At 47.1% G+C, this 26644-nt stretch carries 17 protein-coding genes and 1 pseudogene; 12 read left to right on the top strand and 6 right to left on the bottom strand.

Features of this window, described 5'->3' with window-relative positions; genetic code table 11:
- The first annotated feature begins 111 nt into the window (after window positions 1–111).
- Entirely contained in the window at window positions 112–894 is a 783-nt protein-coding gene (locus tag ACZ5NB_RS14110; protein WP_460234587.1) for an RMD1 family protein, read from the top strand.
- Here ACZ5NB_RS14110 and ACZ5NB_RS14105 read toward each other — a convergent pair.
- Together ACZ5NB_RS14105 and ACZ5NB_RS14100 are read right to left on the bottom strand one after the other, a co-directional pair.
- The gene (locus tag ACZ5NB_RS14105) at window positions 891–1481 is read right to left on the bottom strand and encodes a class GN sortase (RefSeq protein ID WP_460234586.1); all 591 of its coding nucleotides are present in this window, start codon (window positions 1479–1481) and stop codon (window positions 891–893) included. The genes ACZ5NB_RS14110 and ACZ5NB_RS14105 overlap by 4 nt on opposite strands.
- Window positions 1478–3691, bottom strand: a complete 2214-nt coding sequence (locus ACZ5NB_RS14100) for a marine proteobacterial sortase target protein (protein ID WP_460234585.1) — start codon at window positions 3689–3691, stop codon at window positions 1478–1480. Before ACZ5NB_RS14100 ends, ACZ5NB_RS14105 begins: the two co-directional genes overlap by 4 nt.
- Window positions 3692–3892: 201 nt before the next feature.
- Between ACZ5NB_RS14100 and ACZ5NB_RS14095 the strand changes: the two genes are divergently transcribed.
- The 5 genes from ACZ5NB_RS14095 to ACZ5NB_RS14075 all read left to right on the top strand — a co-directional run bounded on the left by ACZ5NB_RS14095 (window position 3893) and on the right by ACZ5NB_RS14075 (window position 11140).
- Window positions 3893–4297 carry a MerR family transcriptional regulator gene (locus tag ACZ5NB_RS14095; RefSeq protein WP_460234584.1) on the top strand — a complete coding sequence of 135 codons (405 nt, stop codon included), beginning with the start codon at window positions 3893–3895 and terminating at the stop codon, window positions 4295–4297.
- A gap of 48 nt (window positions 4298–4345) precedes the next feature.
- Window positions 4346–5560, top strand: a complete 1215-nt coding sequence (locus ACZ5NB_RS14090) for a permease (protein WP_460234583.1) — start codon at window positions 4346–4348, stop codon at window positions 5558–5560.
- 268 nt (window positions 5561–5828) lie between these two features.
- Window positions 5829–8774: a M16 family metallopeptidase gene (locus tag ACZ5NB_RS14085; protein WP_460234582.1), complete on the top strand. Its 2946-nt coding sequence runs from the start codon at window positions 5829–5831 to the stop codon at window positions 8772–8774.
- 72 nt (window positions 8775–8846) lie between these two features.
- The gene (locus tag ACZ5NB_RS14080) at window positions 8847–10103 is read left to right on the top strand and encodes a S1 family peptidase (RefSeq protein ID WP_460234581.1); all 1257 of its coding nucleotides are present in this window, start codon (window positions 8847–8849) and stop codon (window positions 10101–10103) included.
- Window positions 10091–11140: an FHA domain-containing protein gene (locus ACZ5NB_RS14075; protein WP_460234580.1), complete on the top strand. Its 1050-nt coding sequence runs from the start codon at window positions 10091–10093 to the stop codon at window positions 11138–11140. Before ACZ5NB_RS14080 ends, ACZ5NB_RS14075 begins: the two co-directional genes overlap by 13 nt.
- A 118-nt stretch (window positions 11141–11258) precedes the next feature.
- Here the strand turns inward: ACZ5NB_RS14075 and ACZ5NB_RS14070 are convergent, their stop codons facing one another.
- The 3 genes from ACZ5NB_RS14070 to ACZ5NB_RS14060 form a co-directional block, all read right to left on the bottom strand.
- The gene (locus ACZ5NB_RS14070; RefSeq protein WP_460234579.1) at window positions 11259–13193 is read right to left on the bottom strand and encodes an outer membrane protein assembly factor BamB family protein; all 1935 of its coding nucleotides are present in this window, start codon (window positions 13191–13193) and stop codon (window positions 11259–11261) included.
- Between the two features lie 171 nt (window positions 13194–13364).
- Window positions 13365–14030, bottom strand: a complete 666-nt coding sequence (locus ACZ5NB_RS14065; protein WP_460234578.1) for a YiaD family glycine zipper/OmpA-like lipoprotein — start codon at window positions 14028–14030, stop codon at window positions 13365–13367.
- Between the two features lie 137 nt (window positions 14031–14167).
- Window positions 14168–17728, bottom strand: a complete 3561-nt coding sequence (locus ACZ5NB_RS14060) for an EAL domain-containing protein (RefSeq protein ID WP_460234577.1) — start codon at window positions 17726–17728, stop codon at window positions 14168–14170.
- A 269-nt stretch (window positions 17729–17997) separates the two neighbouring features.
- On the opposite strand from ACZ5NB_RS14060, the gene ACZ5NB_RS14055 reads away from it, so the two are divergent.
- The 6 genes and pseudogenes from ACZ5NB_RS14055 (at window position 17998) to ACZ5NB_RS14030 (ending at window position 25639) form a co-directional block, all read left to right on the top strand.
- Complete coding sequence (locus tag ACZ5NB_RS14055; RefSeq protein WP_460234576.1) at window positions 17998–18354, top strand: hypothetical protein; 357 nt, start codon at window positions 17998–18000, stop codon at window positions 18352–18354.
- Between the two features lie 364 nt (window positions 18355–18718).
- Window positions 18719–19627, top strand: coding sequence for a methylenetetrahydrofolate reductase [NAD(P)H] (gene metF / locus ACZ5NB_RS14050; protein WP_460234575.1), 909 nt, complete (start codon window positions 18719–18721; stop codon window positions 19625–19627).
- An 80-nt stretch (window positions 19628–19707) separates the two neighbouring features.
- Window positions 19708–23442 (top strand): annotated as a pseudogene (gene metH / locus ACZ5NB_RS14045) (methionine synthase).
- Window positions 23443–23599: 157 nt separating this feature from the next.
- Window positions 23600–24061: a chemotaxis protein CheX gene (locus ACZ5NB_RS14040; RefSeq protein WP_460234574.1), complete on the top strand. Its 462-nt coding sequence runs from the start codon at window positions 23600–23602 to the stop codon at window positions 24059–24061.
- A 155-nt stretch (window positions 24062–24216) separates the two neighbouring features.
- Window positions 24217–24729 carry a MarR family winged helix-turn-helix transcriptional regulator gene (locus tag ACZ5NB_RS14035; RefSeq protein WP_460234573.1) on the top strand — a complete coding sequence of 171 codons (513 nt, stop codon included), beginning with the start codon at window positions 24217–24219 and terminating at the stop codon, window positions 24727–24729.
- A 145-nt stretch (window positions 24730–24874) separates the two neighbouring features.
- Window positions 24875–25639 carry an ATP-binding protein gene (locus ACZ5NB_RS14030; RefSeq protein ID WP_460234572.1) on the top strand — a complete coding sequence of 255 codons (765 nt, stop codon included), beginning with the start codon at window positions 24875–24877 and terminating at the stop codon, window positions 25637–25639.
- Here the strand turns inward: ACZ5NB_RS14030 and ACZ5NB_RS14025 are convergent.
- Window positions 25623–26243, bottom strand: a complete 621-nt coding sequence (locus ACZ5NB_RS14025) for an STAS domain-containing protein (protein ID WP_460234571.1) — start codon at window positions 26241–26243, stop codon at window positions 25623–25625. The two genes, ACZ5NB_RS14030 and ACZ5NB_RS14025, sit on opposite strands and share 17 nt — an antisense overlap.
- Window positions 26244–26644 lie beyond the last annotated feature (401 nt).

The following is a 26644-nucleotide window of genomic DNA, read 5'->3' as shown; positions in this document are numbered from 1 at the left end:
AGCACTTTGTTTAGAAATAGCTATACAACGTAGTAATTATATTTAATCACAGAGCTGAAACATTCGGCTCGTTTGTTAATAATATCGGAGTGATCGCTCCAAAGGGAAAATATGAATATATCGGCTAATGGTAAAATTGATACGTTGGTTATCGGTCGTGAGCTTCAGCGTCCGGATGCGGGACAGGCTATTGCCGCGCACGGAGATGTTGCGCGCTACAGAGATGTGTGTCATCTGACAATGCGCGAAGGTGAAGCGTGGGTCTTCGACTATGGTGTGCTAATCCTTTGGGGGGTTCCTGATGACGAGAAGTCGGCGTTGCTAAAAAGTTTAAAGCCTACTGTAACGGACCCGTTGGAAAAAACTGAGGGGGAACGGTTTCGGTATGTTGTGACGGATGGGGAAGCGCGTTTGCACCAGGATGTGGTTTACCTGCCAAACAATCATAGCTTCAGTCGGTTGGCGTTTTCCCATGCGTTTGCGCAATCGATAAAGTTATCGGTCTTTGAAGAGCTGGCATATAGTGAAATAAAAGCCAACGCATCGATACCCAGTGGCTTGGCTGAGTCAGGAAAGATTCCCCTAAATCGCAGAGAGTTGGCGAAACGCCGCGGTCGCTTGTTTAGTACCAAGAGCGATATTTTGTTGCACTTTAACCTTTTAGATACGCCCGAGTTTTTTTGGGACTACCCCGAGTTGGAGTCAATGTATTTGATTGGAGCCAGATACTTAGATGTGATTCCTCGTGTTAACCTGTTGTCGACAAAGCTCGAAACCATGCACGAGTTGTTAGAAGTTTTGGCAAATGAACAAAACCATAAGCATGCGTCGTTTCTTGAATGGATAATTATTGTCTTAATTGCAGTGGATATTATTGTCTATTTCGGGCATTAGAAGTTTAGTGTTTCATTAACGCTTGCGGTAAGGGAGTTGCGCTCAGCGATCACCAAATAGCGCCGTGATCCTCCACCTTGCCATTCATCAAAAGGATAGCAGGTGGAGAGAATGACTGTATCTTGCGCGGGTTGGATCGTTGGATGCTGCAGTGTATCAATAATGGCAGTGCTGGAAATTTGATAAGATGTTTCTTTTCCGTCTAGCGTTTCGAGGTATAACTTGTCACCTATCTCTAAGTGCCGCAAAAACTCAAAGTGACTATCACGGTGACCCGCAATCAAGTGAGCGCTGCCAATAGATTCGACTCCAGGTCCAAAGGCTAATGCTTCACCGCTAAAGCCAGCTAAGACAATTTGTTCTACACCGAGCTTGGGTATTGTTAACTTGGCTGCCGGTGTGATATCCGCCCAGGGCCAAGGTTTTCCCGGTTGTGTTGATTGCCATGCTCTTTCTAACAATTGCTGAGAGAGCCAGGCTTTACTTTCTAAATAGCTCGCTTGACAAAATGCGACGATGCTCACTATCAAGGCGAGCATTGATGTCCAACGAAAAATATGGCGGCTGCAAACGTCGGTTTTTCTCATGACGGATAGCTTCCGTATTCAGCCGTGGAGCGCTGAGCAACTCGAAAGAGGGCGCTGGAAAAAATAGCCAATAAAAAACACCCGCCTGCGATGAACCAAAGAAAAGGTAGCCCAAGTGCACCTTGAGGGATTTGCATGGTGCCATTGATTGCCATGGAATTACCCGCAGGTAATGCATTTTTTTCTTGCACCGTTTTCAATGGTGATTCGGGTGGTCGGGATACCTTGTCTTCTATCGCGAGAAAGCTGGTATAGCGGGACATAAGTTGGTGATCTAGCGCCACCTGTGTTATGTCACGTTTTATATTTTCGAGCTTATCGGTTTGTTGTGAAAATTTCGCATCTCGTTCTAGCTGGTAGAGGGAATCCAATTTTTTTCTTGCCCATAACTGACGAAGACCGCTATTTTTCTCTGAATTTTCCAACGACAGGTTGGTCGAAAACGGTGTCGTTTGATTGCCCATTAGCGTGATGTGTTGGGGTAAGGCGTGGTTAGATCTAAATGTAGCGACTACTGGCTCACCTGCATATAAATCTGGTATGGGTGATGGGAAGAGTTCAATCTGCGTGTTATCAGTCTCGCTGTCGAACGATAGCGTGAGGTCGGTCAGTACAGGTTTTTCTAACTTGTAGAACACATCGCTCATTTCTCTCTGGATATCTGTTTGTGCTCCAATAAATGTGTAAAACCCTCGCCCCGCTTCGGCCGCTTGTTTCATGAAATAGCCGTTCGGCGCGGAACCGATGCCTACAGTAAAAAGCCGGCTGTGACCTCGTTGTCGCTCGATTTGTTGGAATAGAGCCGTTTCGTTACCAACGCTACCATCAGTGATAAAAATGACTTGGCGTAGCGAAGAACCTTGATCCTCGGGCATCTCTTTTTCAAATGCTAAGGAAAGGGCTGACGCCATTTCTGTGCCGCCATTCGCTTGCAAGTGCTGCACGAATCGCTCGCCTTGGATAACATTTTCCGCAGTGACTTGTCGCGCGCGAGGCCAGAGAGGAGTGGCGGAAGAGTTGAACTCGATGATATTAAACCGGTCAGAGGGTTTTAGTTTTTGTAAGCCGTCTATCAGTGCGCGTTTCGCTTGGCGAATACTGTTTCCTGCCATTGAACCGGATGTATCAATAACAAATATTGTCTCTTTGGGTAATGATGGGGCTCCACTATGCGGTTGCGGCGGAAGTACCATGACCATCGCATAGCTTCCATTTTGTGTGTTTTCTACAAACGCAGCGCCTCGAGGTGCCAAGCCTGTGCTTGGTTCCCACTCGACAACCACGTCTCGGTCGAGTTTTGCGCTGCGGTCCAAAACCAACTGATACCCTTGCGCATGTTGTTGCGTAGAGGCTGGATGGTGGAGGCTAGTAAAACGATCGAGCGGTAGACCGGCATCAAGAGTGACTCGTAGGGTCAAAGGCGATGCGTCGCTAGAAGGCTTCATGCTCGGTGTGATGTTCGGTGCATCTGGTACTTGGTTGGTGGGCAGCGCCCAGCCGCGGCCCCAGTTTAATCTTGTTGTGACGATCTCCTGTTTCGTATCGTTAGTCGTCTGCGAATTGTTTGGTCGAAGAATTCTGCCAGGGATATAGCGGGGTGTAATGGTAGTGGGGAATCGTAAACTAAACCGTCCTTGGTCGTAGCGCGCAATATCAAGATAGTGAAGTTCAACGGCGATAGTTTCGCCTGGGGCGATATTGGCGACGCGATTACTAAATAAATTTGGCCGATGCTGTTCAACTAAGCTAACTTTTTTGCCCGCCTTTTTCGCAGCGATAAACTCTGCGCGGGCTTGCTGCTTTTCACGGATTTTTCCAATGATGGTGCGCTCACCAATTTGCATCTGCATGTAGTGAACAGCGCTGTCAGAGGGTAAAGGGAATGTGTATCGGCCGCTAACCCATTCGGTGCTGTCGTTAACAAAGGTCTGACGGACAATTACAGAGGCAATCATCCCCGTCACGGTGACGTCAAAGTCCGTATGCTTCAATAGGGCGGTAGATGTTTGGTGGTTGCTCTCGCTCACTAGCTGAAGTTCTCCAGCGCCAAGATTTTGTGAGTGAGGTTCGTTATCTAGTGTGTTATCCGCGTGAGCATGACTGAAGGCAAGTGTATGCCCTACAAGTACCAAGGTTGAAATCAGTAAGCATATAAGAAAAACCTCTAGGTTCTCCAGCCAATGCGCGGCAGTTGCAGTTTGCTTGTCCATTTCATGCTCCCCATTGCGGTTGTTTTCGTTCATTTGCTGCAGTGTGGGGCAGGCTTACGGCATAGCTGGCGATGAATTGTGGCGTGGTGGCAGACAATTGTGGCGAAATATGGCCAATCACTTGACCTGCGAGTAGCTCCAAGGTCTACAATTCGTTATCGTAAATGGAAGTGTCGCGTTACGTTTAAATTGGTGAGAAATATGCAGGTTAAAGACATTGCTGAACAATGCGGTGTTTCGCCCGATACTGTGCGTTACTACACGCGAATAGGTCTATTAAAACCGAGCCAAGACCCAGTCAATCGCTACCGGTTGTATTCGCAAAAAGATCACAGCACCCTGCGATTTGCAGTTCGTGCGCGACAGTTAGGTTTCAGTTTGGATGATATTCAAACCATTTGTTCTACGGCGGGTGATGGCGCTTCACCTTGCCCTACTGTGCGCGAGTTGATGCGCGAAAATTTACAGCGAACGGAGGCGATGTTTCAGGAGATTAAACGATTGCGTGACAGGATGCGGCAAGCTGTTGCGCAATGGGAGTCCATGCCGAACTGTGATCCTACGGGTGAGCAAATATGCTCGCTAATTGAAAACTGGGATAAGTGAAATTCAGGCAATGCGTCTAATAGTCACCCCCGATATGAATGGGAACCGATGATGAAAGAGACCGATGGTTGTTGTTCAAGCCAAACTTCAAGCTGCTCAAGTGCTGAGCCAGTTACTTCGAAAACTCAGGCTCAAGGATGTTGTGGTTTTGATTCGGAGGCTGGCGGAGAAAAACAGTCGACGCTGTCGGTTGGGTGTTGTGGCCCGTCTCAACCTGAAGCGAGCGGTAGTTGTTGCGATAGTGATTCGGCCAAAGTCGATTGGTTGTTGTGGGGTTCTTTGATCGGCGTTGGGGTGTTGTATCTCGGTTACCTGTTTGGCGTGGCCGAGTGGGCAGGTATTGTTTGGCTGAAAACCATTGGAGCGTCGGTCTTTGAACTGATGAACACGATGTGGTGGGGGCTGGCACTTGGTCTCGTCATGGTCAGTATCATTGGTCAGATACCGCGTGAATTGATTATGTCGGTCTTGGGCACCAAGAGCGGCCTAAATGGGATTTTGCGAGCTACTGCCGCCGGTGTCCTACTGGATTTATGTAGCCACGGGATTTTGATGGTTGGCGCACGACTCTATGAGCGCGGTGCAAGTCTGGGGCAGTTAATGGCATTTCTCATTGCTAGTCCCTGGAATTCGTTCTCCCTAACCTTAATTTTAATAGCCTTAATCGGTCTGCCGTGGACGTTAGCGTTCATTATTTTGTCGATGCTCATCGCGATTTTGACGGGTGTGATATTTGATAGATTGGAGGCAAGGGGCGTGTTGCCGGTCAACCCGAATCAATCAGACTTACCTGATGGGTTTAAGTTTTGGCCATCGGCCAAACAGAGCTTTCAACAAACGCGCTTTGATGCCGCATGGCTGAAGCACACGGTAGTGGATGGGGTGCAAGGCTCGAGAATGGTTATTCGTTGGCTACTCTTCGGCGTGCTGTTAGCAAGCCTTATCCGTACATTTCTGCCCGCAGAGCACTTTGCTGAATATTTTGGGCCTACTATGGTGGGGTTGATGCTGACCATGATTGCTTCGACAATCATCGAGGTCTGTTCAGAAGGCTCTACGCCTATAGCCGCTGACTTAGTGACGCGCGCAGGAGCACCAGGTAATGGCTTCGCCTTCTTGATGACGGGAGTGGCTACAGATTACACCGAAATCATGGTTATTAAAGATACGACTAAATCCTGGAAGGTCGCACTATTCTTACCATTGATATCGTTGCCTCAAGTGCTGGTTGTTGCTTGGTTGATGAATCACTTTAGTCTTTAGCGGCTTAGCCAAACCAGGTTTTAGAGGGCGTTCTATCGATTCTGGCCCAGCCATTCTTAACGTTATACCCCGTGTAACTACGCTATGCTAGACGTGCGCCGTGTCCTGGTTTTGGTACTTCGCCTGGGTTAGGATATTGAGTTGCATTAGGCTCTTTGATAGAACCTATGCGGGGTGAAATAGTCTTAAGTTATTCGCTATACGATAAAAATCATAACAATTACATATCATCACAGCGTTTTTAATAGTACGTCTTAAGGAGTCGTGAATGCGTGGAATCCTAGTCCGCCGAGTCAGCTTGGTTTCTCTTAGCATAATGGCAGCAGCCGGTCTTTTAGCGGCGTGTTCTAGCTCTCTTACTTTCGATAGATTTAAATCTGAGCCTGAAATTGCGGGTGTCACCTTTATTGAATCCGTAGATAGCGAGCGAAATCAGATTGTTATTCCTTATTCAAAATACCGGTTGGATAATGGTCTTACCGTTATTATTCACGAAGATACTTCAGACCCTTTGGTGCATGTTGATGTTACCTACCACGTAGGGTCCGCTCGGGAAGAAGCGCGCCGTTCTGGTTTTGCACATTTTTTTGAGCACATGATGTTTCAAGGCTCAAAGAATGTTGACGACGACGAGCACTTTAAAATTGTGACTGAAGCCGGCGGTACTATGAATGGCACCACCAACAATGATCGCACAAATTATTTTCAGACTGTCCCTAGTAACAATCTGGAAACTATGTTGTGGCTTGAATCTGATCGTATGGGATATTTGTTAGACGCGGTCACTCAAGAGAAATTCGAAGTACAACGCGCGACTGTAAAAAATGAACGAGGACAAAACTTTGAAAACCGCCCCTATGGTTTGTGGAGCGAAAAAAATGCTGCCGCGTTATACCCAGCCGGTCATCCTTATTCGTGGTCAGTTATAGGTGATATCAAAGACCTGGATGCGGCTACTGTTGAGGATCTTCGGAAATTCTTTCTGCGCTGGTATGGCCCAAACAATGCGACGTTAACCATAGGTGGGAACGTCGATAAAACAGAAACCTTAGCGCTTGTCGTAAAGTACTTTGGTGCTATTCCTGCAGGCCCTGAAGTTGTCGATCAATCACCAATGCCGGTGACTATCGATAACGACCGTTATATATCCTATGTGGATAAAAATATTCGTTTCCCTGCGTTGCTATTGACCTATCCCACTGTTGAGTTCAGTCATCAGGACCGAGTCGCATTGGAATGTTTAGCGGATATTTTAGGCTCGGGAAGAAAGTCTTATTTATACAAGCAGTTTGTGTTGCCAAGAAAAGCAATCGATGCGAGTGCTTTTAATAGCAATATGGAGTTGGCTGGCTCCTTAACGCTGTTTGTCATGCCATTCCCTGGAGTATCTCTTTCCGAATTTGAAGGTGAAATACGTCAACTCATTTCCAGTTTCGATGCTGATTCGATTAGTGACGATGATATTTTGATGTATAAGTCGACGCGTGAAGCGAATTTGATCTCAGGCCTTGCGAGTGTCCGCGGAAAGGTTTCTCGCTTAGCGTACTACGAGACATTTTATGATGATCCAAATCGCATTCGCAGTGAGTTAGAGGCGCTACGAACGCTAACAAAAGATGATGTACTTCGTGTCTTTGAAACCTATGTTAAAAACAAGCCTGCGGTCATTCAAAGCGTCGTTGCACCCAGTGATCCCGATGGTGTTGCGAAGCCCGATAATTTTGAGTTTCCCGAACGTCCGGAAAGACAAGCGTCAGAAACCGCCGAGTTGCAACCCCGTCCAATCGTAGATGATTTTGATCGGTCTCAGCAGCCCCAGCCTGGTCCCGCACCATTAGTTGAAGTGCCTAAGTTTTGGCGCGGTGAAATTGGCAGGGAAGGTGCTCTAATTCCCGCAATCGGAGTGTCCAGTAGCGAGTTACCGCTTATAACGATTGAGCTGAAATTCTCGGGCGGCCAGCTTATTGAGGACCCAAGCCTTGCAGGTATTGCGAGTTTAACGGCAGCCATGATGAATGAAGGAACACAAAATTACTCTGCCGAAGAGTTTGAGATTGCGTTGGATAAATTGGGCAGCCGAATTAGCGTTAATTCTGATCGAGAAAACTTATATATTTATGTCAGTGCATTGAGTGATCGGATTGACGAGACCTTAGCGTTACTAGAGGAGCGCCTGTTCGCCTCAAAATTTACCGAAGAAGATTTGCAGCGCTTACGTCAACAGCAAGTTGAAAGTATCCAAGCGAGCCAGCAAGAACCGCAAAGTATTGCTAGCGATGTGTTTCGCAAATTAATCTATGGCGCGGATCATCCTCGATCGGTGTCGACGAGTGGTCGCGTCGAAACACTTGAAAATATCTCCTTGCAAGACGTACGTAATTACAGTCAGGCGAGTTTCTTGGCCGGTGCGCTCGATGTTGTAGTTGTCGGCGATATCAGTCGTCGCGCCGCGCAGAATAAATTAGCTTTCTTGGCCAAGTTACCCCCCGGAGAAACAGCGCCTGTCGCGTTCCCTGAGTCGCCAGAATACGATCAAACGACGTTATACTTTGTCGATAAGCCGGGAGCTCATCAGTCTGAAATTCGCTTAGGCTATCTTACCGATTTAACTTACGATGTGACTGGAGAGTATTTTAAGCGCGCGTTAATGAATTTTGTACTCGGTGGTACTTTCAGTAGTCGTATTAACTTAAATCTTCGCGAAGATAAAGGATACACCTATGGTGCTCGCAGTGGATTCTCTGGTGGCCATTATCCAGGGCCTTTTAGCGCCTCTGCTGGTGTGAAACGCGAAGCAACGGCGGATTCTGTGCGGCAGTTTATCAATGAAATAGACGGTTATCGGACGCTAGGTATCGAGCAACACGAATTAACCTTTATGCAGTCGGCGATTGGTCAGCGCGATGCCCTATCTTACGAGACCCCGAGACAGAAGGCCGGGTTTCTAGCAAAAATACAAGAGTACAATCTATCCGAAGATTTTGTTGAGCAGCAGCTAGCGATTATTAACGGAATGACCAAGCAAGAAGTTGATCAACTCGCGAAACAACATCTACCGATTGAGAAGATGATTATTTTGGTGGTTGGTGATAAAGAATTTACATTCGAATCATTGGAAGACCTCGGATATCCGATAGTCGAACTTGATGCTTCCGGTAAGCCCATCGAAGACAGTGTTGCCCCTGGTAATGCTGAGCTGGATGACGCTGCCTAATTAGTGAGACTTGCTATAGTAATAAATGGGGGTGGCTCGGCGTTGGGTGACTCTAAATCATAGGAATAGAGTGTGGCTGCTGTGTTGCGAATATTGCTGTTTGTGTCCCTAGGTTTTTCTGGTTGTGGGGTCCTTGCCGATGAGACGGCTCAACAACTTTACGAAACCTATCAAGATTCCATATTGCGCATCGAAGTGATAACGCCAGGCATGGAGAAAAAGGCTTCTCTTGGTACTGGCTTTGTTATTGGTGAAGAAAATCTCGTTGCGTCTAATTTTCATGTCGTCTCGAGTGCGGTGCACGAGCCTGATCGCTACCGGCTGGAATGGTCAAATACCCGAGGTGAGCGTGGCCAGTTGTCAGTAGTCGCTGTTGACGTGGTTCACGACCTCGCACTGTTAAAAGCCGATCACCCTTTGGCTTCTCCGTTAGTGACTACTGGGCTTCCTAAAAAGGGGGCCGAACTTTATTCACTGGGTCATCCCTTGGCTTTGGATTTGTCTATCGTCGCGGGTACAGCTAATGGCTTGTTGGAAAACAGCATCTACGAAAAAATTCATTTCAGTGGTGGTATCAACCCCGGGATGAGCGGTGGTCCTGCATTAGACCAAGAAGGGCGTGTAGTTGGGGTTAATGTCGCGTCAGCAGGTAATTCTGTGGGCTTTTTAGTGCCGGCGCATTACGTCGATGTTATGTTAATGCGTGCAGACCCTGATGGCGAGTCACCGGACATCACGCGGCAAATTGGTGAGCAATTAATTGAAAATCAAGACCGCCTGATCAACGAACTGCTGGAATCCGAATGGCCAACGCAAACGATCGGGAAATTCCAAGTGCCGGGTGAAGTGTCATCACGACTTGATTGCTGGGGCGATACAGAGCCAGAGACCGATGATCATAAATACTTGGAAGTCGCGACTAATTGCAATGGCCGCGATGCAATATTTTTATCGGATCGTCAAAGCGCCGGTAGTATTAGCCACCAATACTTTTGGTTGGCAACTGACAGCCTATCACCGAGGTCTTTCTACCGACTGTATCAGCAACACAATAATAGCCGCTTTATCGGTGGCGCTGATGAAACAGATGTGGGCAACTTTACCTGTTCAACACGTTTTGTAAATTTGTCTGGGCAGAGCTTTAAAGCCAATGTCTGCGCTCGGCCCTATAAGCGCTACCCCGAATTAACGGACTTTATGGTGTTGATGGCCATGACGGGCCACCCCAAACAAGGGTTTTTGTTTACACTTGATTTATCCACCGTAACGTTAGAAAACGGCATGCGATTGCTTGAGCGCTTTTTAGAGGGGTTCCAGTGGATAGAGTGAATAACCTAGAAACAACACCGGAAAGCCATGACGCTACAGTGGAATTCTTAGGCTCGAATGAGGTAAACGAGCCTCGTGCTACCGCCGTATCTTTTGTCTTAGAAGTTGTCGGCAGTTTTCGTGTGCGTTCCCAGTTCTACCCGGTTGATCACTTCCCATTTCATATTGGGCGAGCGTACGATAATGATTTAATCGTATCGGACGATACCGTGTCACCTCGTCACCTGGTGGTTAATCACGGTGTTGAAGGTTTAACCGTTCGCAACATGTCCCGAGAAAACGGCACGGTTTTGAATGACACCCAAATGGGTGTCGAGACCCAGTCCGTGAAGTTGCCGGCTAAGTTATCCATTGGTCGTACCCAGATACGTCTTCTGCAGACGACGACGGCAGTTGCTCCGACAAAACCACTGGTACGCTTGAGTCGTTTAACCGCACTGTGCTCAAGGTTGCAGGTTTCGCTAATCTTGTTGTTTAGCTATTTATTGGCAACAATTTATGTGGCGTTTGAATCACAATCCTTATGGATGAATTCAAATGAGGTGATTGTTGGTCAGCTATTGGAGCTAGTGTTACCGTTGGCGGTGGCAACGGTGATGAGTTTTGTTAGTCACCTGCTAACGCATTACTGGCGTTTTCCGTTGCAGCTTTCTATAGCGAGCGTATTTTTACTCTTGCAGCTTTTCCTCGATGAGCTCTATTCCTTTGTGAGCTACCTTACTACTAGTAATCATTTAGCTGAAATGCTCAATATCGTATTAAGTGTTGGGCTGTTTACCTTGATTTTAGCTTGGCAGCTTCGCGCGATAAGTCATCTCGGTGCTCGGCTTAGTAACACTGTGGGCGGAGCGATTGTTAGTTCATTTTTTGTCATTTTTGTTTTGCAAGATCAAGTGGGCAGGCCTGAATTTATCGGCCAACCTATAATGCATACAGTATTGCGAGCCAGTGATTTACGATGGGAAGACGACATCGACAGTGTTATGTCGTTTACTCAGCAAGTCCAGCGTGAACTGCAGGCAGGCATGAATGAGTAGCTCTTGCGATGTTGAGTGAGAGTGGGTCGGAAGAAAATGGCTTTAGGTATTCATGGTGTCGATCACTTGGGTTGAGTGATTAGCTCAATCCAAGTGATCATCTACTGCTTGTGTATGCTTATTGTGTTTTTTTTGCCTTAAATGCAATCATGACATTCCCTGGGACTTCTCCAAACATACCGTACCCAGAATTAACGAACAGATAACCATTGCCGGCGATGATGGATGCATTGTCAATTGATCCTCCATTTCCTTCGATACCATTAATCGCGTCAAACTGTTGAGCGGTATCAAACTGAAATAACACCTTTCCTGTTTTAGCATCAAATGCACGAAGGAAACCATCGAGCCCTCCGCTCACTACGACGTCACCGATCAGTGTTGGAGCGCCAGATAAACCAATGTTAAATTGGCAGCCTCGCATTCTTTGTTTTCGGTCACCGGAGCAATCGGGCTCAGCCTCAAATTTCCACTGGATTTTCCCGTCGTCTGCATTGAGTGCGTACATTCCTGGCTTAAAACTTTTATCGACATTTGGACCTGGGCGGAATCCAAATGGGCGGTTAATGGGCGCGTAGACCGTATCGCCGTGATAGGCTAAGCCCCAGTGAATCCCTCCTAGCGGAGAGCCTTCGCCTAGATTCGTTTGCCAAAGCACTTCGCCTTGTTTGTCTGGGTCTAACGCCCATACGGCACCACTTTTTTGTCCCGCAAAGAGGACTTCTTTACCCGATGGCAGTGTGGCGATCACGACAGATGCGCCAAAGTCAAAATCTTTTGAGATGGTATCTTCTTTTCTTGGACAGTTAAGACTCTTACTGCCATACCCGCATCCATTGAGAAAAATGTCATTGGCAGTTGCCTGAAAGCTCCATTTAATCGAACCGTCTTTCATGTCGATGGCGAGAATTGCATCCGTGTTTTCGTGGGCAGGCTCTGAGGTTGCCTCACCCGTCCCGACGTAAATGACACCGCGTTTAGTATCTATAGCGGGAGAGTTCCAAATAGGCGCGCCGGATGGCCCCCAAATCATTTGTCCATCGCCACGATCGCGAACTGGCTTAGCTGCAGGCATGGTGTGTGCCGTCCAGATGATTTCACCTGTTTTGCCCTCAAGCGCGGTTAAACCACCGTGGGACGTGCAACAGGTATGATCGGGCCGAGCGCCCTGCGTGATTTCATATTGGGACAATGGTGCATACACTCGATCGTTATCAATAATGGGTGTACCTGTGGTCATCGAATATTCTGAAATAGCTACGTGCTGAACCCATATTTTTTTACCGTTTGAAGCATCAATTAAATGAACATTGGCCCCTTGGTCTGCGACGGCGACCACATGGCGTCCGTCACTTAGTTGACCCATAGCAGCGCTAGATCGTAGTGGAATGGCTGCGCTATAGACCCACTTGAAGCAAGGCGTCGATTCACTAACATCGATAGCGAATACCTTGGCTGCTTCGGCAACGGGTAAAAACAGGGTGTTTTCACTCAAAGCAGCTTGAGAACGCATGGTTGTTGCTTTGGGAAACGCCAGTACCCAGGCGACCTCTAGATTAGAGAAGTCAGACGTTGTTATACCGGCTTTAGTGCTGCTTATATAGCGGTGGTTCTCGGCGTTGAAGCCGAAATTGGCAACAGTGGGGCTCTCAGAAAGATGGGTATTTTTTCGATCGCTACTGCACATCATCGAATCGATCCAGCTTTCGTCGACTGTTTCCGACCCGACTAGGTAGTCCATCAGTTGTAGTTTTTGGTCACTGCTTAAATGAGACGCTTGGGCCTTCATCTTGCCGTCATTAATGGCGTAGCTGATTGACGCTAAGCGCATAGATTCCAGCGCATCTTTCCCGGGGGCTTTACTGACCGATGGGTTGTCGTGGCAAGCGGCACAGGATTGGTTGTATATGATTTCACCAGGGTGCTGAGCGGCTGCCTCTAGCGCAAGTGTGCTGCTTGTGTAGGCAGTACAAGTGCCAATCAGTAAAAGACCAAGTAATTTAGCGGGTACATTTAATGTCGCTAAACAAGCGAATAAGTCACGGTTAAACAACGTCTACTCCTTAGGGGGCTTACTCTGGAAAGGTGAACAGATTATGTAGGCAAAGCCTACAACTCTATCACCGTGGATTGCTCTTGCGGGCTTTTTTACAGGTCTTTACAGCGGCAAATATAACGGGGAGGTAGCCCGACCAACGTCGGGCTTATTAGCAGATAAGGAGAATTACTCGGTAACAGGCACTAAGGTGATTTCAACGCGGCGGTTGAGCTGGCGTCCTGCAGCAGTCGTGTTGTCGGCAATGGGGTGGTTCTCACCAAACCCGACGCTCTCTAAGCGGTCACTTAATACGTTTTTCGATAGGAAGTATTGGGATACAGACTGGGCTCTACGTTGAGATAAGGTTTGGTTGTAGCTGGTGGAGCCTGTGCTGTCAGTGTGCCCAGCGACGACCACGAGCGTTTGGTCAAATTCATTAATGACCAGCACGACTGAATTTAGTACTTCATAGAAGTCGGAGCGAATGTCTGAGCTGTCGGTTGCGAACGTAATGTTGCCCGGCATGATGAGGTTGATATTGTTCCCCTCACGCACGACGCTTACGCCTGTATCACGCAGTTGTTTACGCAATTTGGCTTCCTGGCTGTCCATATAGTAACCAACTCCACCACCAATCGCGGCACCGCCTGCAGCGGATTTTAGGATACGACGGCGGCGAACGTCACTATCGTCATCACGGCTGCCGATGTACGCCAACACCGCCGCGACACCTGCTCCGATTGTGGCTCCGGTGGCTGTTTTGCTGGCTTCTTTTTCACCTGTGTAAGGGTCGAAGGTACTGCAAGCTGTGAGTGATAGAGCCAACGCGGTGCTTAAGATAATTCGATACATAATAAAAATCCTTTGATAACCATTTCGATGTTGAATGGATGTGATTGTAGACAATCACTGAGGCAATTTGATCTTAATAAAAAGTATTTTTTTGAAGAGAGTCGCAATAATTTAAGTTGAGGTACTTCTCAGGGGGCTTACAGAGGAAGCGGAAGGGTATCTTCAAAGTGCGAAAACGGGAATGGTTTGGACAAATAGTAACCTTGGGCTTGATCACAGCCTAGCTCATGGAGAAGGTCGAGAGTTTGTTGATCTTCGATTCCTTCGGCGACGACGGCTAAGCCAAGGTTGTGGGCTAGCCCTATCGTTGATCGAACGATAACCTCATCTTGCGGGTTAGTGCATAAATCGGTCACAAATTCGCGATCAATTTTTAATGCTTTTATCGGTAATCGCCTTAAGTAGGCAAGAGAGGAGTATCCTGTGCCAAAATCATCGATTGAAACAGCGACACCAAAATGGCTAATTCGTTGAAGCAAATCAACGGCATGGTCGGGGTCGAGCATGAGAGCCGTTTCCGTAATTTCCAGGTCGAGCTCACCTGGCTTGGTATCGAAGCGATCCATTAGGCTTTTGATGGTATGAAAACAATGGTCTCCAACTAAGTTTCTCGCTGACAAATTGACCGCCACCGAAAATCGATAACCGGATTTTTTCCATGCCGCTTGTTGGGACAGGGCGGCTTCTATAATAACGTCGGTAAAGGGTACGATGAGATCTGTCATCTCGACCAATGCGATAAAACTGTCGGGGTACATTAGTCCTAATTCTGGATGTTGCCAACGAACTAGCGCTTCAAAACCGATAATATGCCGTGATGAGCCAATGGCATATTTGGGCTGGTAGTGGAGAACAAACTGGCGCTCTTGAATTGCTTGGCGGAGGTCGCTCATTAAACGTAAGCGCTCTGGTGTATGTAGGTCGTAGTTTGCGTTGTAAAGTACGAAGCCAAGTCCATCTTGTTTGGCCTTATACATCGCGACATCCGCAGCTCGCAATAATTCGTGGCTATCTTTTCCGTGTTCGGGAAAAGTCGCTAAGCCAATGCTGCCACCGATCTGAATATCAATATTCATCACGTGAAACGGTTGTTCTAGAGCGCTTAGGATTCGATTTGCATAGATCTCTACACTCCGCTTATTTTCGTTGCCGCAAAGCAGCAGTGCGAACTCGTCACCGCCAAGTCTCGCTACCAGCACGTCTGACTCATCGTTGAGTGCGCTTTCTTCAAAGATACTGACTAAGCGTGACGCAACCATTTTTAATAGTTGATCACCGGTATGATGACCTAGTGCATCATTGACCTCTTTAAAACGATCTAAATCAATCAGAAATAGTGCAGCGCTGTTATCGGTAGGTTGGTTGTTTATCCAATGATCGAATGTTTCATGCAGTAGGGTTCGATTGGCCAGCTCAGTCAGAGAGTCGTGATTGGCTCGATACGACATGTCCGCGACGTAGTCGGCGTTGGCAATTGCCATGGATATTGTTTTACTGATGGCGATATACGTTTCTTTTTCACCTTGATAGAAATTTTGTGGCTCGTTGAACCAAAGAATTAGCGCGCCCAATATATTATCGCCATGAACCAGCTTTAGTGCGGCAATACTCTGAGTGTTGGTTTTGTTCGCTGCTATTGTTTGAGCTAAAAGCGGGTTGGACAATGCGTCTTTGAAAAAGGTTGATTCGTTACCCGCATCGTTTGAAATACCTAAAATCGTGAAAAGAATGTCGTTGTCAACGCTGTTAATACTCTTTGCTTCCGTTCCTTGGGTGTACGTGGCAATAGTAGACTTGCGTTTACGGTTGATTAGTAAGACTTGAGCGGTGCAATCTGGATGCCAGTGGTTGAGTTCTGTGAGGGCCTCATTGGCAATACTCTCGGGGCTACGAAGCCCGTTCAGTCGGTTCGATAAATTGAATATGGACTGTAAGCTTCGGTTTTGATTGAGTATCTCACGCGAAGAATTGGCCAGTTGCTCTTCGATGGCTTTGCGTGCGGATATATCAATAGAAACGCCGACAAATAGGGCTTGGTCATTTTGAACAATTCGCGAGCCGCCGGATAGCATGGTAACGTACGATTGATGTTTGTGGCGTAGTTGGATTTCGACAAACTCTTCCTGCCCTGTTTTGAGCACATCTTCAATTATACTTGTCACCCGGAGGTGGTAGTCGGGATGAATAAGCGACTGGAAGGTTAGGTTTGAAATCTCTTCTTCATTGTATCCGAGAGTTTCTTCGAAATTTTGATTCCAGTGAATAAGTTTTCCGTCGCAATCGATGACGTAATAGAAGCCGGGCAATGCATTTAATGTTGCTTCGAGAAGTTCGCGCTGTTCTATATAATTTTGCTGCGCTTTTTTACGGGAGGTAATGTCTTTTATGATTCCCAGTATGCCGGTTTTGCTTCGGCCTTGAATTTTATTAAGCGTCACTTCCGCGATAAATTGACTACCGTCAAGCCGCCTGTGAACCCACTCAAAAGTTACACTTCTCTCCAATGCCCGTTGTATAAGTTTTGATGCCAGTGTATTGGAATCTTCGCCATTTGCCTGGTATTCAGGCGAAAACTTTGAAGGTTTCGCACCAATTAGCTGTTCGCGAGCGCAACCAAATAAATCCAAACATGCTTGGTTGCAGTCGATAAATAGCCCATTGTCAATAACTAGAATGCCAACCCCCGCGCTTTCCACTAGCGCTTTATAGCGGGAGTCACTTGACTGTAGGTTGTCAATTTCACTGGTATCAGTAGCAATGCTAAGAAACCCCGAAATGTTTCGATCTCGATCAGTAATTGCTGTGACCGATACTAGAACAGTGAAAGTGGATCCATCCTTGCGACGATAAGTCCAGCGGTTTTCGTCGGGAGTTCCCAGTGCGGCCTTTGCAACTAATGCAGTGAAACGTGGATGAATCTTGCGATTTAGCTCAACGGATAACTGCGCGATGCGTTGATCAAGCTCCTCTGAAACATGAAAAATTTCTGGGGTGAACTTGTCGACGAGCTCCTCGGCACGGTAGCCAAGCATGCGCTCAGCGGCGGCGTTAAAGCTGCGTATCACGCCTTGTTTGTCGGTAGAGATAATACTGTAGTTGGCAGCATCTAAAATTGCTTGTTGTGTGGCGTTAAGCCTATCTAGATGTTGTTTGGCAAGTATGGTGTCTCGATAAATTAATAGGTGGCTTAGCAGGTCGGCAATGGAAACTAAAAAGCGTTTCTCATACTCGTGCCAAAGGCGCGAGCCACCAACCTGCTCAACACAGATCACCCCGCTCACTTTTCCTTTACTTCGGATGGTGGCGTCTAGCATGCTGAAAATACCGTTAGGCTTCAAATAAGCAGGAGATAAATCTCTAGTATCGGGATGCGTATGAGCGTCGTGAGCGGAGATAATGCGGGTTCTATCAAGCGCCTCGAAATAGCGCCGAAAATCTGGACGCTTAAGCGAGGCGTCATGAGCATGTGTTTGCGTGGACGAACAGTAAAGGTCGATAAGGTCTAAGCAATCACCTGGCTCATCTAATAGCCACACACTAGCCCGGCTGACATTTAACGACGCAACGATTGCCTCATCAATTCGCTTTACTGCTTCATAAAACGGTACCTGCCACAAATCCCAGTCTCGTGATAGGGATAGGTAGGCGGTATCGAGCGGTCCGTTGCTCGTTAACAGTTCTTGGTGTGGTTTCGCCATTGTTACAGGGGCCCACTAGGGTCAGGATGCTATGGAATTGGCAGTTTTCGGCAGTTTATGCCGGTGCCTATTTCTATTAATTAACTGTAGTTGAACCCCCGGCTTACGCCATTAAAACAGTTCATTAGGTCGCCACACTGGCGCTGCATCATCGAAATATTAGGAATTGTAAATTTTTGCAGAACGCTAGGTTTGTAATTGCACCTTACAGTTGTGCGGCTTAGAATCCCCGCTACTCAAATTCACAGAGCCTAATTAATGGGGAAATTATGAAAGCAATTAAAATAATGGGTTTAGTCGTTGCAATGGTTTGCAGTACGTCTGTTTTTGCCGATATGTCGGGTAAGTGGCTAATTAAAGTCGACTCACCGCAAGCGTCTACTGATCCTGTGTTTGAATTAACACAAGACGGTGACAAGCTTTCCGGTACTTATACTGGCGGTATGGGTCAATCTCCAGTAGAAGGTTCTATCGAAGACGGTAAATTTACCTTAAACATCGCCGTTGATTTCCAAGGTCAAGGTTTCACGATTACATATTCTGGCCAACAAGATGGCGACGCAATTAGTGGTGATATGGACCTAGGTGGCATGGGTGGGGCCCCATTTACCGGTAGCCGCCAATAACCCTACAATTATCTAAGAACGCTCTTTGTTCAAAACGAAGAGCGTTTACTTCTTCCTTTCCCACCCCCCGCTCCTGATCCAATAACGTCTCACCATTCGTCTGCGACGTATCTTGGCTGTGTCGCCTGGAATTTGCGCCGTACTTTCCTCGCTAATCTTTTAAAATACCTAGGTTTAAGTTGTAACCAATTGCAAAATCCATGCGCTACTGTAGACTTCTGCGTGGGAAAAAACCCATCAAAGAACATTTTGTTTTTGCGGTGGGATTTGTCCCATTTTGCGTTTGTCCCACTACCCAAAAATGAAGGGTAGGCCATGGCAACGCCACTACTTTATTTAGAACAAGGTTTCTGGGAGCAACACAATGAATTGGTCGCAGCTCAATCGCGAACGTAAAAGCCACAATATTAATATTGATGACCTAACTGTCTCATTCGAATTTTTTCCACCGAAAACGGAGAAAATGGAAACGACGTTGTGGGACTCGATAGCACGTCTCGCGCCTTTGTCGCCAAATTTTGTGTCGGTAACTTACGGCGCGGGTGGATCCACTCGCGAACGAACTCATGCGACTGTATCGAGGCTAGTCCAAGAAACCTCTGTGCCTCCTGCCGCGCATTTGACCTGTGTGGGAGCAACTAAAGAGGAAGTCGATGAGGTTATTCGAGCGTACTGGGAAGCCGGTGTTCGTCACATTGTCGCTTTGCGCGGAGACCCGCCTGAAGGAATGGGTAAGCAGTTTTCCGCTCATCCCGGTGGTTATCAAAGTAGTGTGGAGCTTATAGAAGGTATCAAAGCCATTGGGGACTTTGAAGTATCTGTATCGGCATACCCCGAAAAACACCCAGATAGCCCAAGTCTCGATAGTGATTTAGATTGGATGAAAGCAAAAGTCGATGCCGGCGCCAGCAGGGCTATCACTCAAAGCTTTTTTGATAACGACCTCTTTTATCGTTACTTAGATAAAGCGCAGAGTAAAGACATAACAATACCTATTGTCCCGGGCATTATTCCGATTCATAACTTTAGCCAAATTAAGCGATTTTGCGATGCAACCGCGACAAGTATTCCCGCTTGGTTGGCGCAACGGTTTGAAGGGTTGGAAAACGACCCCGAAACAGCCAAGCTGGTCGCCGCAGCAGTGGCGGTAGAGCAGGTCATGGACTTGATCGATCACGGCGTTACAGAGTTCCATTTTTATACGTTAAACCGTGCTGACCTAGTCTATGCGATATGCCACATGCTGGGAATGAGGCCGACAAAATCGCGTTAATCGTGACTAAAACTAATCAATTAAAGCCATAACCAAATGACCAGGGTAAGCAAAGCGACCCCTTAAATTAATCAGGATTTATGATGAACAGAGAACAGCGAATTGCGGCACTTTATGCGGCGGCAGAGGACCGAATTCTCATATTGGATGGTGGACATGGTACCTGTGTGCAGCAATACAAACTGAGCGAGTCGGACTTTCGTGGTCAACGCTTTGCCGATTGGCATTTAGATATTAAAGGGAATAACGACGCATTAATATTGACTCGCCCGGATGTCATTGATGATATCAATGATGCCTACCTTGCGGCGGGTGCAGATATTATTGAAACCGACACCTTTAGCGCGACGACCATCGCGATGGCCGACTACGACATGCAAGAGTATGTCTACGAGCTCAACAAAGAGGGTGCGCGCATTGCCAGGGAAGTCGCCGATCGTTGGACTGAAAAGACACCAGATAAACCGCGCTGGGTTGCAGGCGCAATCGGACCAACCAATAGAACGGCGTCTATATCACCCGACGTGAACAACCCAGGATATCGTGCTGTTACGTTTGATGATCTGGTCGAAGCCTATTCTGAGCAAACGCGCGGATTGATCGACGGCGGTGCTGATATTATTTTAATAGAAACCATTTTTGATACTCTCAATGCCAAAGCAGCTGGTTTTGCGGCGCGGAAGGTGTTCGAAGAGAAAGATTTCGAATTGCCCATCATCCTTTCTGGGACGATTACGGATTATTCTGGACGCAACTTGTCGGGCCAAACACCGGAAGCGTTTTGGTATTCCGTGCGTCACTTGCAGCCTTTTGCCGTTGGTTTTAACTGTTCCTTTGGTGCCGAACAGTTGCGCCCGGCGGTTCAAGAAGTGTCACCTCTCGCAGAATGTTACATTAGTGTTTACCCCAACGCGGGATTACCTAATGAGATGGGGGAGTATGATCAAACCCCGGAAGAAATGGCCGGTTTAATCGCAGATTGGGCCAAAGAAGGTTTGGTCAATATTATTGGTGGATGTTGTGGCTCCACGCCTGAACATATTAAAGCTATTGCCGAAGCGGTAGCGCCTTATGAGCCGCGTAAACGGCCTCAAGTGCCGGTCAAAACTCGCTTGTCCGGTATCGAACCCTTTGTCTTTGGCTAAACATTTAAGAGATTTATTATGACAGCGAATGCTGCACAACAGTTTATTAATGTCGGTGAGCGAACAAATGTAACCGGCTCTGCGCGTTTTCGAAAGCTCATTGAGGCGGACGACTACACCACGGCGATTGAGGTGGCTCGTCAACAGGTTGAAAGTGGTGCGCAAATAATTGATGTCAATATGGATGAAGGGATGCTCGATAGTGAGCATGCCATGGTGACATTTTTGAATTTGCTTGCGGCAGAGCCTGATATTGCTCGCGTTCCCGTTATGATCGACTCTTCTAAATGGCATGTGATAGAAGCCGGTTTGAAATGCGTGCAAGGCAAGACGATTGTCAACTCCATTTCTTTGAAGGAAGGTGAAGACCAGTTTCTTGAGCAGGCAAAAATAATTCGCAATTATGGTGCTGCGGCAGTTGTTATGGCATTTGATGAAACAGGCCAGGCAGACACGGAAGATCGAAAGTTTGAAATTTGTGAGCGCGCCTACAAGTTGCTTACGGAAAAAATTAATTTTCCGCCTGAAGATATTATTTTTGATCCGAATGTATTTGCTGTGGCAACAGGTATAGCTGAACACAACAATTATGCGATGGATTTTATTAACGCTACACGTCGCATTAAAGAAAACCTGCCTTACGCACACATATCTGGCGGGGTCTCCAATTTATCGTTTTCGTTTCGTGGCAACAACTACGTGCGCGAAGCGATGCATTCCGTCTTTTTGTATTACGCTATCCAGGCCGGAATGGATATGGGGATTGTTAATGCTGGTGCGCTGTTAGTTTATGATGATATCAAGCCAGAGCTGCGTGATTTGGTAGAAGATGTCATTCTAAACAAGCATCCGGACGCGACCGATAAGCTGCTAGAAGCAGCTGAAGCGTACCTTGGTCAAGGCACTGAGAAAAAAGTACAAGACCTCTCGTGGAGAGAGCTTGGCGTTAATGAGCGAATCACTCACGCTTTGGTTAATGGTATTGATCAATACATCGTTGAAGATACCGAAGTTGCACGTCTTGAGGTCGAGAGGCCTCTGCATGTCATCGAAGGTCCGTTAATGGATGGTATGAATGTGGTCGGTGATTTATTTGGTGAAGGCAAAATGTTTTTACCCCAGGTGGTGAAATCAGCGCGCGTTATGAAGCAAGCGGTTGCGCACCTAATGCCCTTCATGGAAGAAGAAAAGCGTCAACTCGGTCTAGAGGATGCGCCGGCGGAAGGTAAAGTTATTTTGGCGACCGTTAAAGGCGATGTGCATGATATTGGTAAAAATATTGTCGGTGTTGTGTTGCAGTGTAATAACTATCAAGTGATTGACTTGGGTGTCATGGTGCCAGCTCAAAAAATCTTAGAAGTGGCTCAAAAGGAGAATGCTGACATTATCGGTTTGTCCGGTTTGATTACGCCAAGCCTTGATGAAATGGTACACGTTGCAAAAGAAATGCAGCGTTTAGATTTTAAGGTGCCGCTACTAATTGGTGGTGCGACTACCAGTCAAATTCACACCGCAGTCAAAATAAACGCACATTACACCAATGACCAGGCGATATACGTCCGGGACGCGAGTCGAGCTGTTGGCGTAGTATCGAAATTGTTGTCAGATGATCGCGCGGCATACAAATCGGATATTCGAAAAAGCTACGAAGAGCTTGCAGACAATCACGCGAAAGGTCGAACAAAACGAAAAAGTTTATCATTGGCCGATGCTCGTACCAATGCGGCCTTGTTCGATTGGAATAATTATCTGCCCCCAGTGCCGGTATCTACAGGGGTGAATGTGTTGGACGCTGTGAACTTAGAAGAGTTGATCCCTTATATTGACTGGACACCGTTCTTTGCAACCTGGGGTATAGCAGGCAAGTACCCCAGGATTTTCGAGAACTCTGAAAAAGGAGAGGCTGCAAAGTCTTTGTACAACGATGCACAGGCTATGCTCAAAAAAATCGCCGATGAAAAATGGTTGACCGCCAAGGGTGTCTATGGTTTTTGGCCGGCTAATAGTGTAGGTGATGACATTCACGTGTACACGGATGAATCTCGAAGCGAAGAGGCTGCGACTTTTTACACGCTGCGTCAGCAAACCCCTCGGCCAGCAGGTAAAGCGAATTTTGCTTTGTCTGATTTTGTCGCACCTAAAGATACGGGTGTTAAAGATTATATTGGTGGTTTTGTGGTTACAGCGGGTTTTGGTGAAGTAGAAAAGTCACAAGCGTTTGATGCTGCTCACGATGATTACAGCAAAATAATGTTGAAAGCACTCGCGGATAGATTAGCGGAAGCATTTGCTGAGTGGTTACACGAGCAAGTGCGAAAAACTTTTTGGGGGTACGCTGAATCGGAAAGCTATTCCAATGAAGAGTTGGTGGCCGAATCTTATCGCGGTATTCGACCTGCGCCGGGTTATCCATCGCAGCCGGATCATACGGAGAAAACAACGTTATTTAATTTGCTCAATGCGAAGGAGTTGACCGGTATCGAGCTAACCGAAACATTAGCGATGTGGCCTGGTGCTTCAGTCTCTGGTATGTATTTTTCGCACCCTGACTCGCAGTATTTTGGATTAGGCAAGATCGATCGAGACCAGGTTGAAGACTACGCCGATCGTAAAGGGTGGGATATGCAAACGGCTGAGCGTTGGTTAGGGCCAAACCTTTCTTATTCTTGATAGCGTCTCCTTGAGTGGCGCCTGCCATTATTTCAAGCGCACCCATTTGAGCGAGGAGCGTTTTGCGTCTAGCCTTATAGGGATATCCCGCTTGGTGTAATATCCCTGGCAGCAAACGCTGCGTGCTTGTAACGCTTGTAAAGGTACTGTTCAAATCGTGAATGTTAACTATGTGAACCCTTTGTTGGAGGCCACCGTCAATGTCTTGTCGACGATGGCTTTCTTGAATGTGGATGCGGGAAAGCCGTCAATTGCTTCTGCGAAGTCTTTTGCGGGGGATGTAACAGGGTTTATCAGCTTCGAAGGGCAGCCCGTTGCAGGGTGGCTTGCCGTTAGTTTCCCTAGAGAAACAATATTCACTATTGTCAAAAACATGTTAGGGGATGACGTTGACGAAATAACACCGCAAGTTATGGATTGTGTTGGAGAGATTACCAACATGATTAGCGGTGGTGCCAAACGTCTCTATGCCGAGCAGGGTTTGGATATCGGTTTGCTGCGCCCTCAGGTCATGTTAGGGCATCATTATCCAGAGTCTGTGTTAGGTGAGGGTGCCCCCATCGAGCTTCCATTCAAGACCGGCAACGGAACCTTGAGTGTCCAATTTCACTTTCATTAACATCTCTTAGCAAAATTGTGCCAGTTTCCGCTATTAAGACTTGGGAAGCTCTGCTTAAATCTATGCGCCAGTTAATGACGGCTATCAGGTTTCACAATAATAAATAGCCACCGTAGTGGGTGATGTCTTGAGCAATATAAATTGGGGTAATTGGTATGTCTAATGCTGTAAGTGATGGGGTGGCGAACCTAGAGTCCGTTGCCGAGCAGGTGGAGGGGTATCCACCGTCGAATGCACCAGAAGAGTTTTATTTGGGAATGTTAGGTGATTTGGTGAGTTACCAGCTTCGACGGGCGCAAATGCGAATGGGGCAAGAAATGGCTTCCCTATTAGACGAGCTGAAAATCACTCCGCCTCAATTTAGCTTACTCAGTAAGATCAAGTATAACCAAGGGGTTAGTCAAACTGCCCTCGCGAAAGCCAACGGCATTGAGCGCTCAACGCTGGGTGAGATCATTGACCGGTTTGAAAAACGTCAACTAGTTGAGCGCCGCAAACATGCAACTGACCGTCGAGCTTATGCCTTGTACCTGACTGAGCAAGGCGAGGAGCTGATGCGTAAGGGCTTTCCAATGGTTGCCAAGGCTGAGTCTGAGATGTTTAGTCAGTGGGAAGAAAGTGATCGTCAACAGCTTATCGCGTTGCTAAAGCGTATCGGTGATATGTAACGCGATCCATTCTCTCGGCCTGAAGGTTGTGCGCTTATACTTGCCCTGATATTCCTGCCTATCCGAAGAATTCCCTTTGCTTTACACTCCGAGAATGGTCATTGTCGAGCATCTAGCGGCTCGCACTGGAGCAGAGGGGAGTCTCATGACAGTTGATTGGCATATTCACAAAGCCGCTATTTGGCGTCCACGAACGCATACCCTTCGAGCGGTCACGCACATAGACACGATAGGGTTGGAAGACCTAAAACAAATCGATGTGCAAAAGCGCCTTCTCCTTGAGAATACAGTGAACTTTGTTAATGGTGCTGCGGTTAACAATGTCTTGATGTGGGGCGCCAGGGGGACCGGGAAGTCCAGTTTGGTCAAAGCATTGTTAAATAAGTTTGCCGACAGAGGGTTGCGAATAGTTGAGGTTGATAGAGATGATCTGGTTGACCTCGCCGAGATTGTCGATGAGATTCGTGAGCTTTCTTACCGCTTTATTATTTTCTGCGATGATTTGTCTTTCGCCGAAGGGGAAACCAGTTACAAAGCTTTAAAAAGCGTGTTGGATGGGTCAATAGAATCTCCACCGGACAATATCGCACTCTACGCTACCTCAAATCGCCGCCACCTCCTGCCAGAACATAGCAGTGATAACCAAGATGTCGCTATCGTTAATGGCGAGTTACATTATGGTGACCTAGTTGAGGAAAAGTTATCGCTGGCAGACCGGTTTGGTTTATGGGTTTCTTTTTACCCTTTTTCTTGGGAAGAGTATTTCGGGTTAATTGATCACTATTTCGCTGAATACAAGGGCGATATGTTAGCTGTAAGGGAAGAGGCGAGACAGTTTGCGCTGAGTCGTGCCACTCATAGTGGGCGCACTGCCAAGCAGTTTTATAAACACTTTATGGCTGCGTTGTAGATTTTTTGGTATTGATAGTGAATGCCGATTCTAGATTTGCCCATCTGAGTTTTTTATAAATTTCGGGCTCACAGTTCTTCAAGGTTACATCGCATTTATGGGGTGAATTTTCCTTAATGAGTAACAACACGCCTATGCCGGTCAACGAAATATGTTTGCAGCGAGCTAAATCTACCTCAATGTGATCCTCTCTTTTTCTTCTAACATCCGCGAGTAGAGAATTCACCGCTGGCCGGTACAATTGAACCAGGTCGGAGTGAACAGCGATGCGCAGTGTTTGCCGATTAGCAATGACCCTGGATGTGAACACCATGGCATCTTCAGAAGCAGGTAACGTGGGTCGATCGAAGTCCCTCAAAATATGTGGGTCAGTTTGCTTGGTTTTTTTGCTTGGAGGCGTCTGAGCGAAAATGGCATCAGCATCGAGGTCAATGAGTGTGGTGCTCCCTACCTGCACGGTATTGGGCGTGATAATAAATTCATGCGACTCGCCGAATTCTGCCTCTAATAGCTCTTCGATATTCGATTTGGTGTCGTTTTCGGCGCGTTCGACCATCTCTTCGCTAACAAACGGGACAGATATGGTTTCGTATATGTCTTTCACTGTGGCCTATCTTGTCTCGTGAGTGGGTGAGTAGGGGCGTCGGTTGAACATTCAAGACGCTTATTGCCATACTCAAGTATTAACCTCATCGGCCTAATTTCAAGTGACTTGAGCGAGGTAAAACCTCTCTTGTCGTTAATTGCTTCAGCAACTAACGGCAAAGGCGATATCTAGGGGTTTGAAGAGACGAAAAAGTCGCGTTTCTACCATTCCTCAGCAATTGGTATGAGTTTGGGTGACCACGCGTCGATAACGACCAAAATTAGCGTGATTATTTGATTATAACGATCCGATTAGTGTTGGATGTGGATTAGACATTAAGGTAATATTGGGCGCCATTGGGGGTGAAACTTTCCGCTCGCGATCTGAACGGGGGTTCAGGTGGTTTACCAAGGGTGCTT

Source organism: Aurantivibrio plasticivorans, assembly GCF_055392955.1.
The sequence above is the reverse complement of the archived record's forward strand: the minus strand, read 5'-3'. Positions and strand labels throughout refer to the sequence as shown.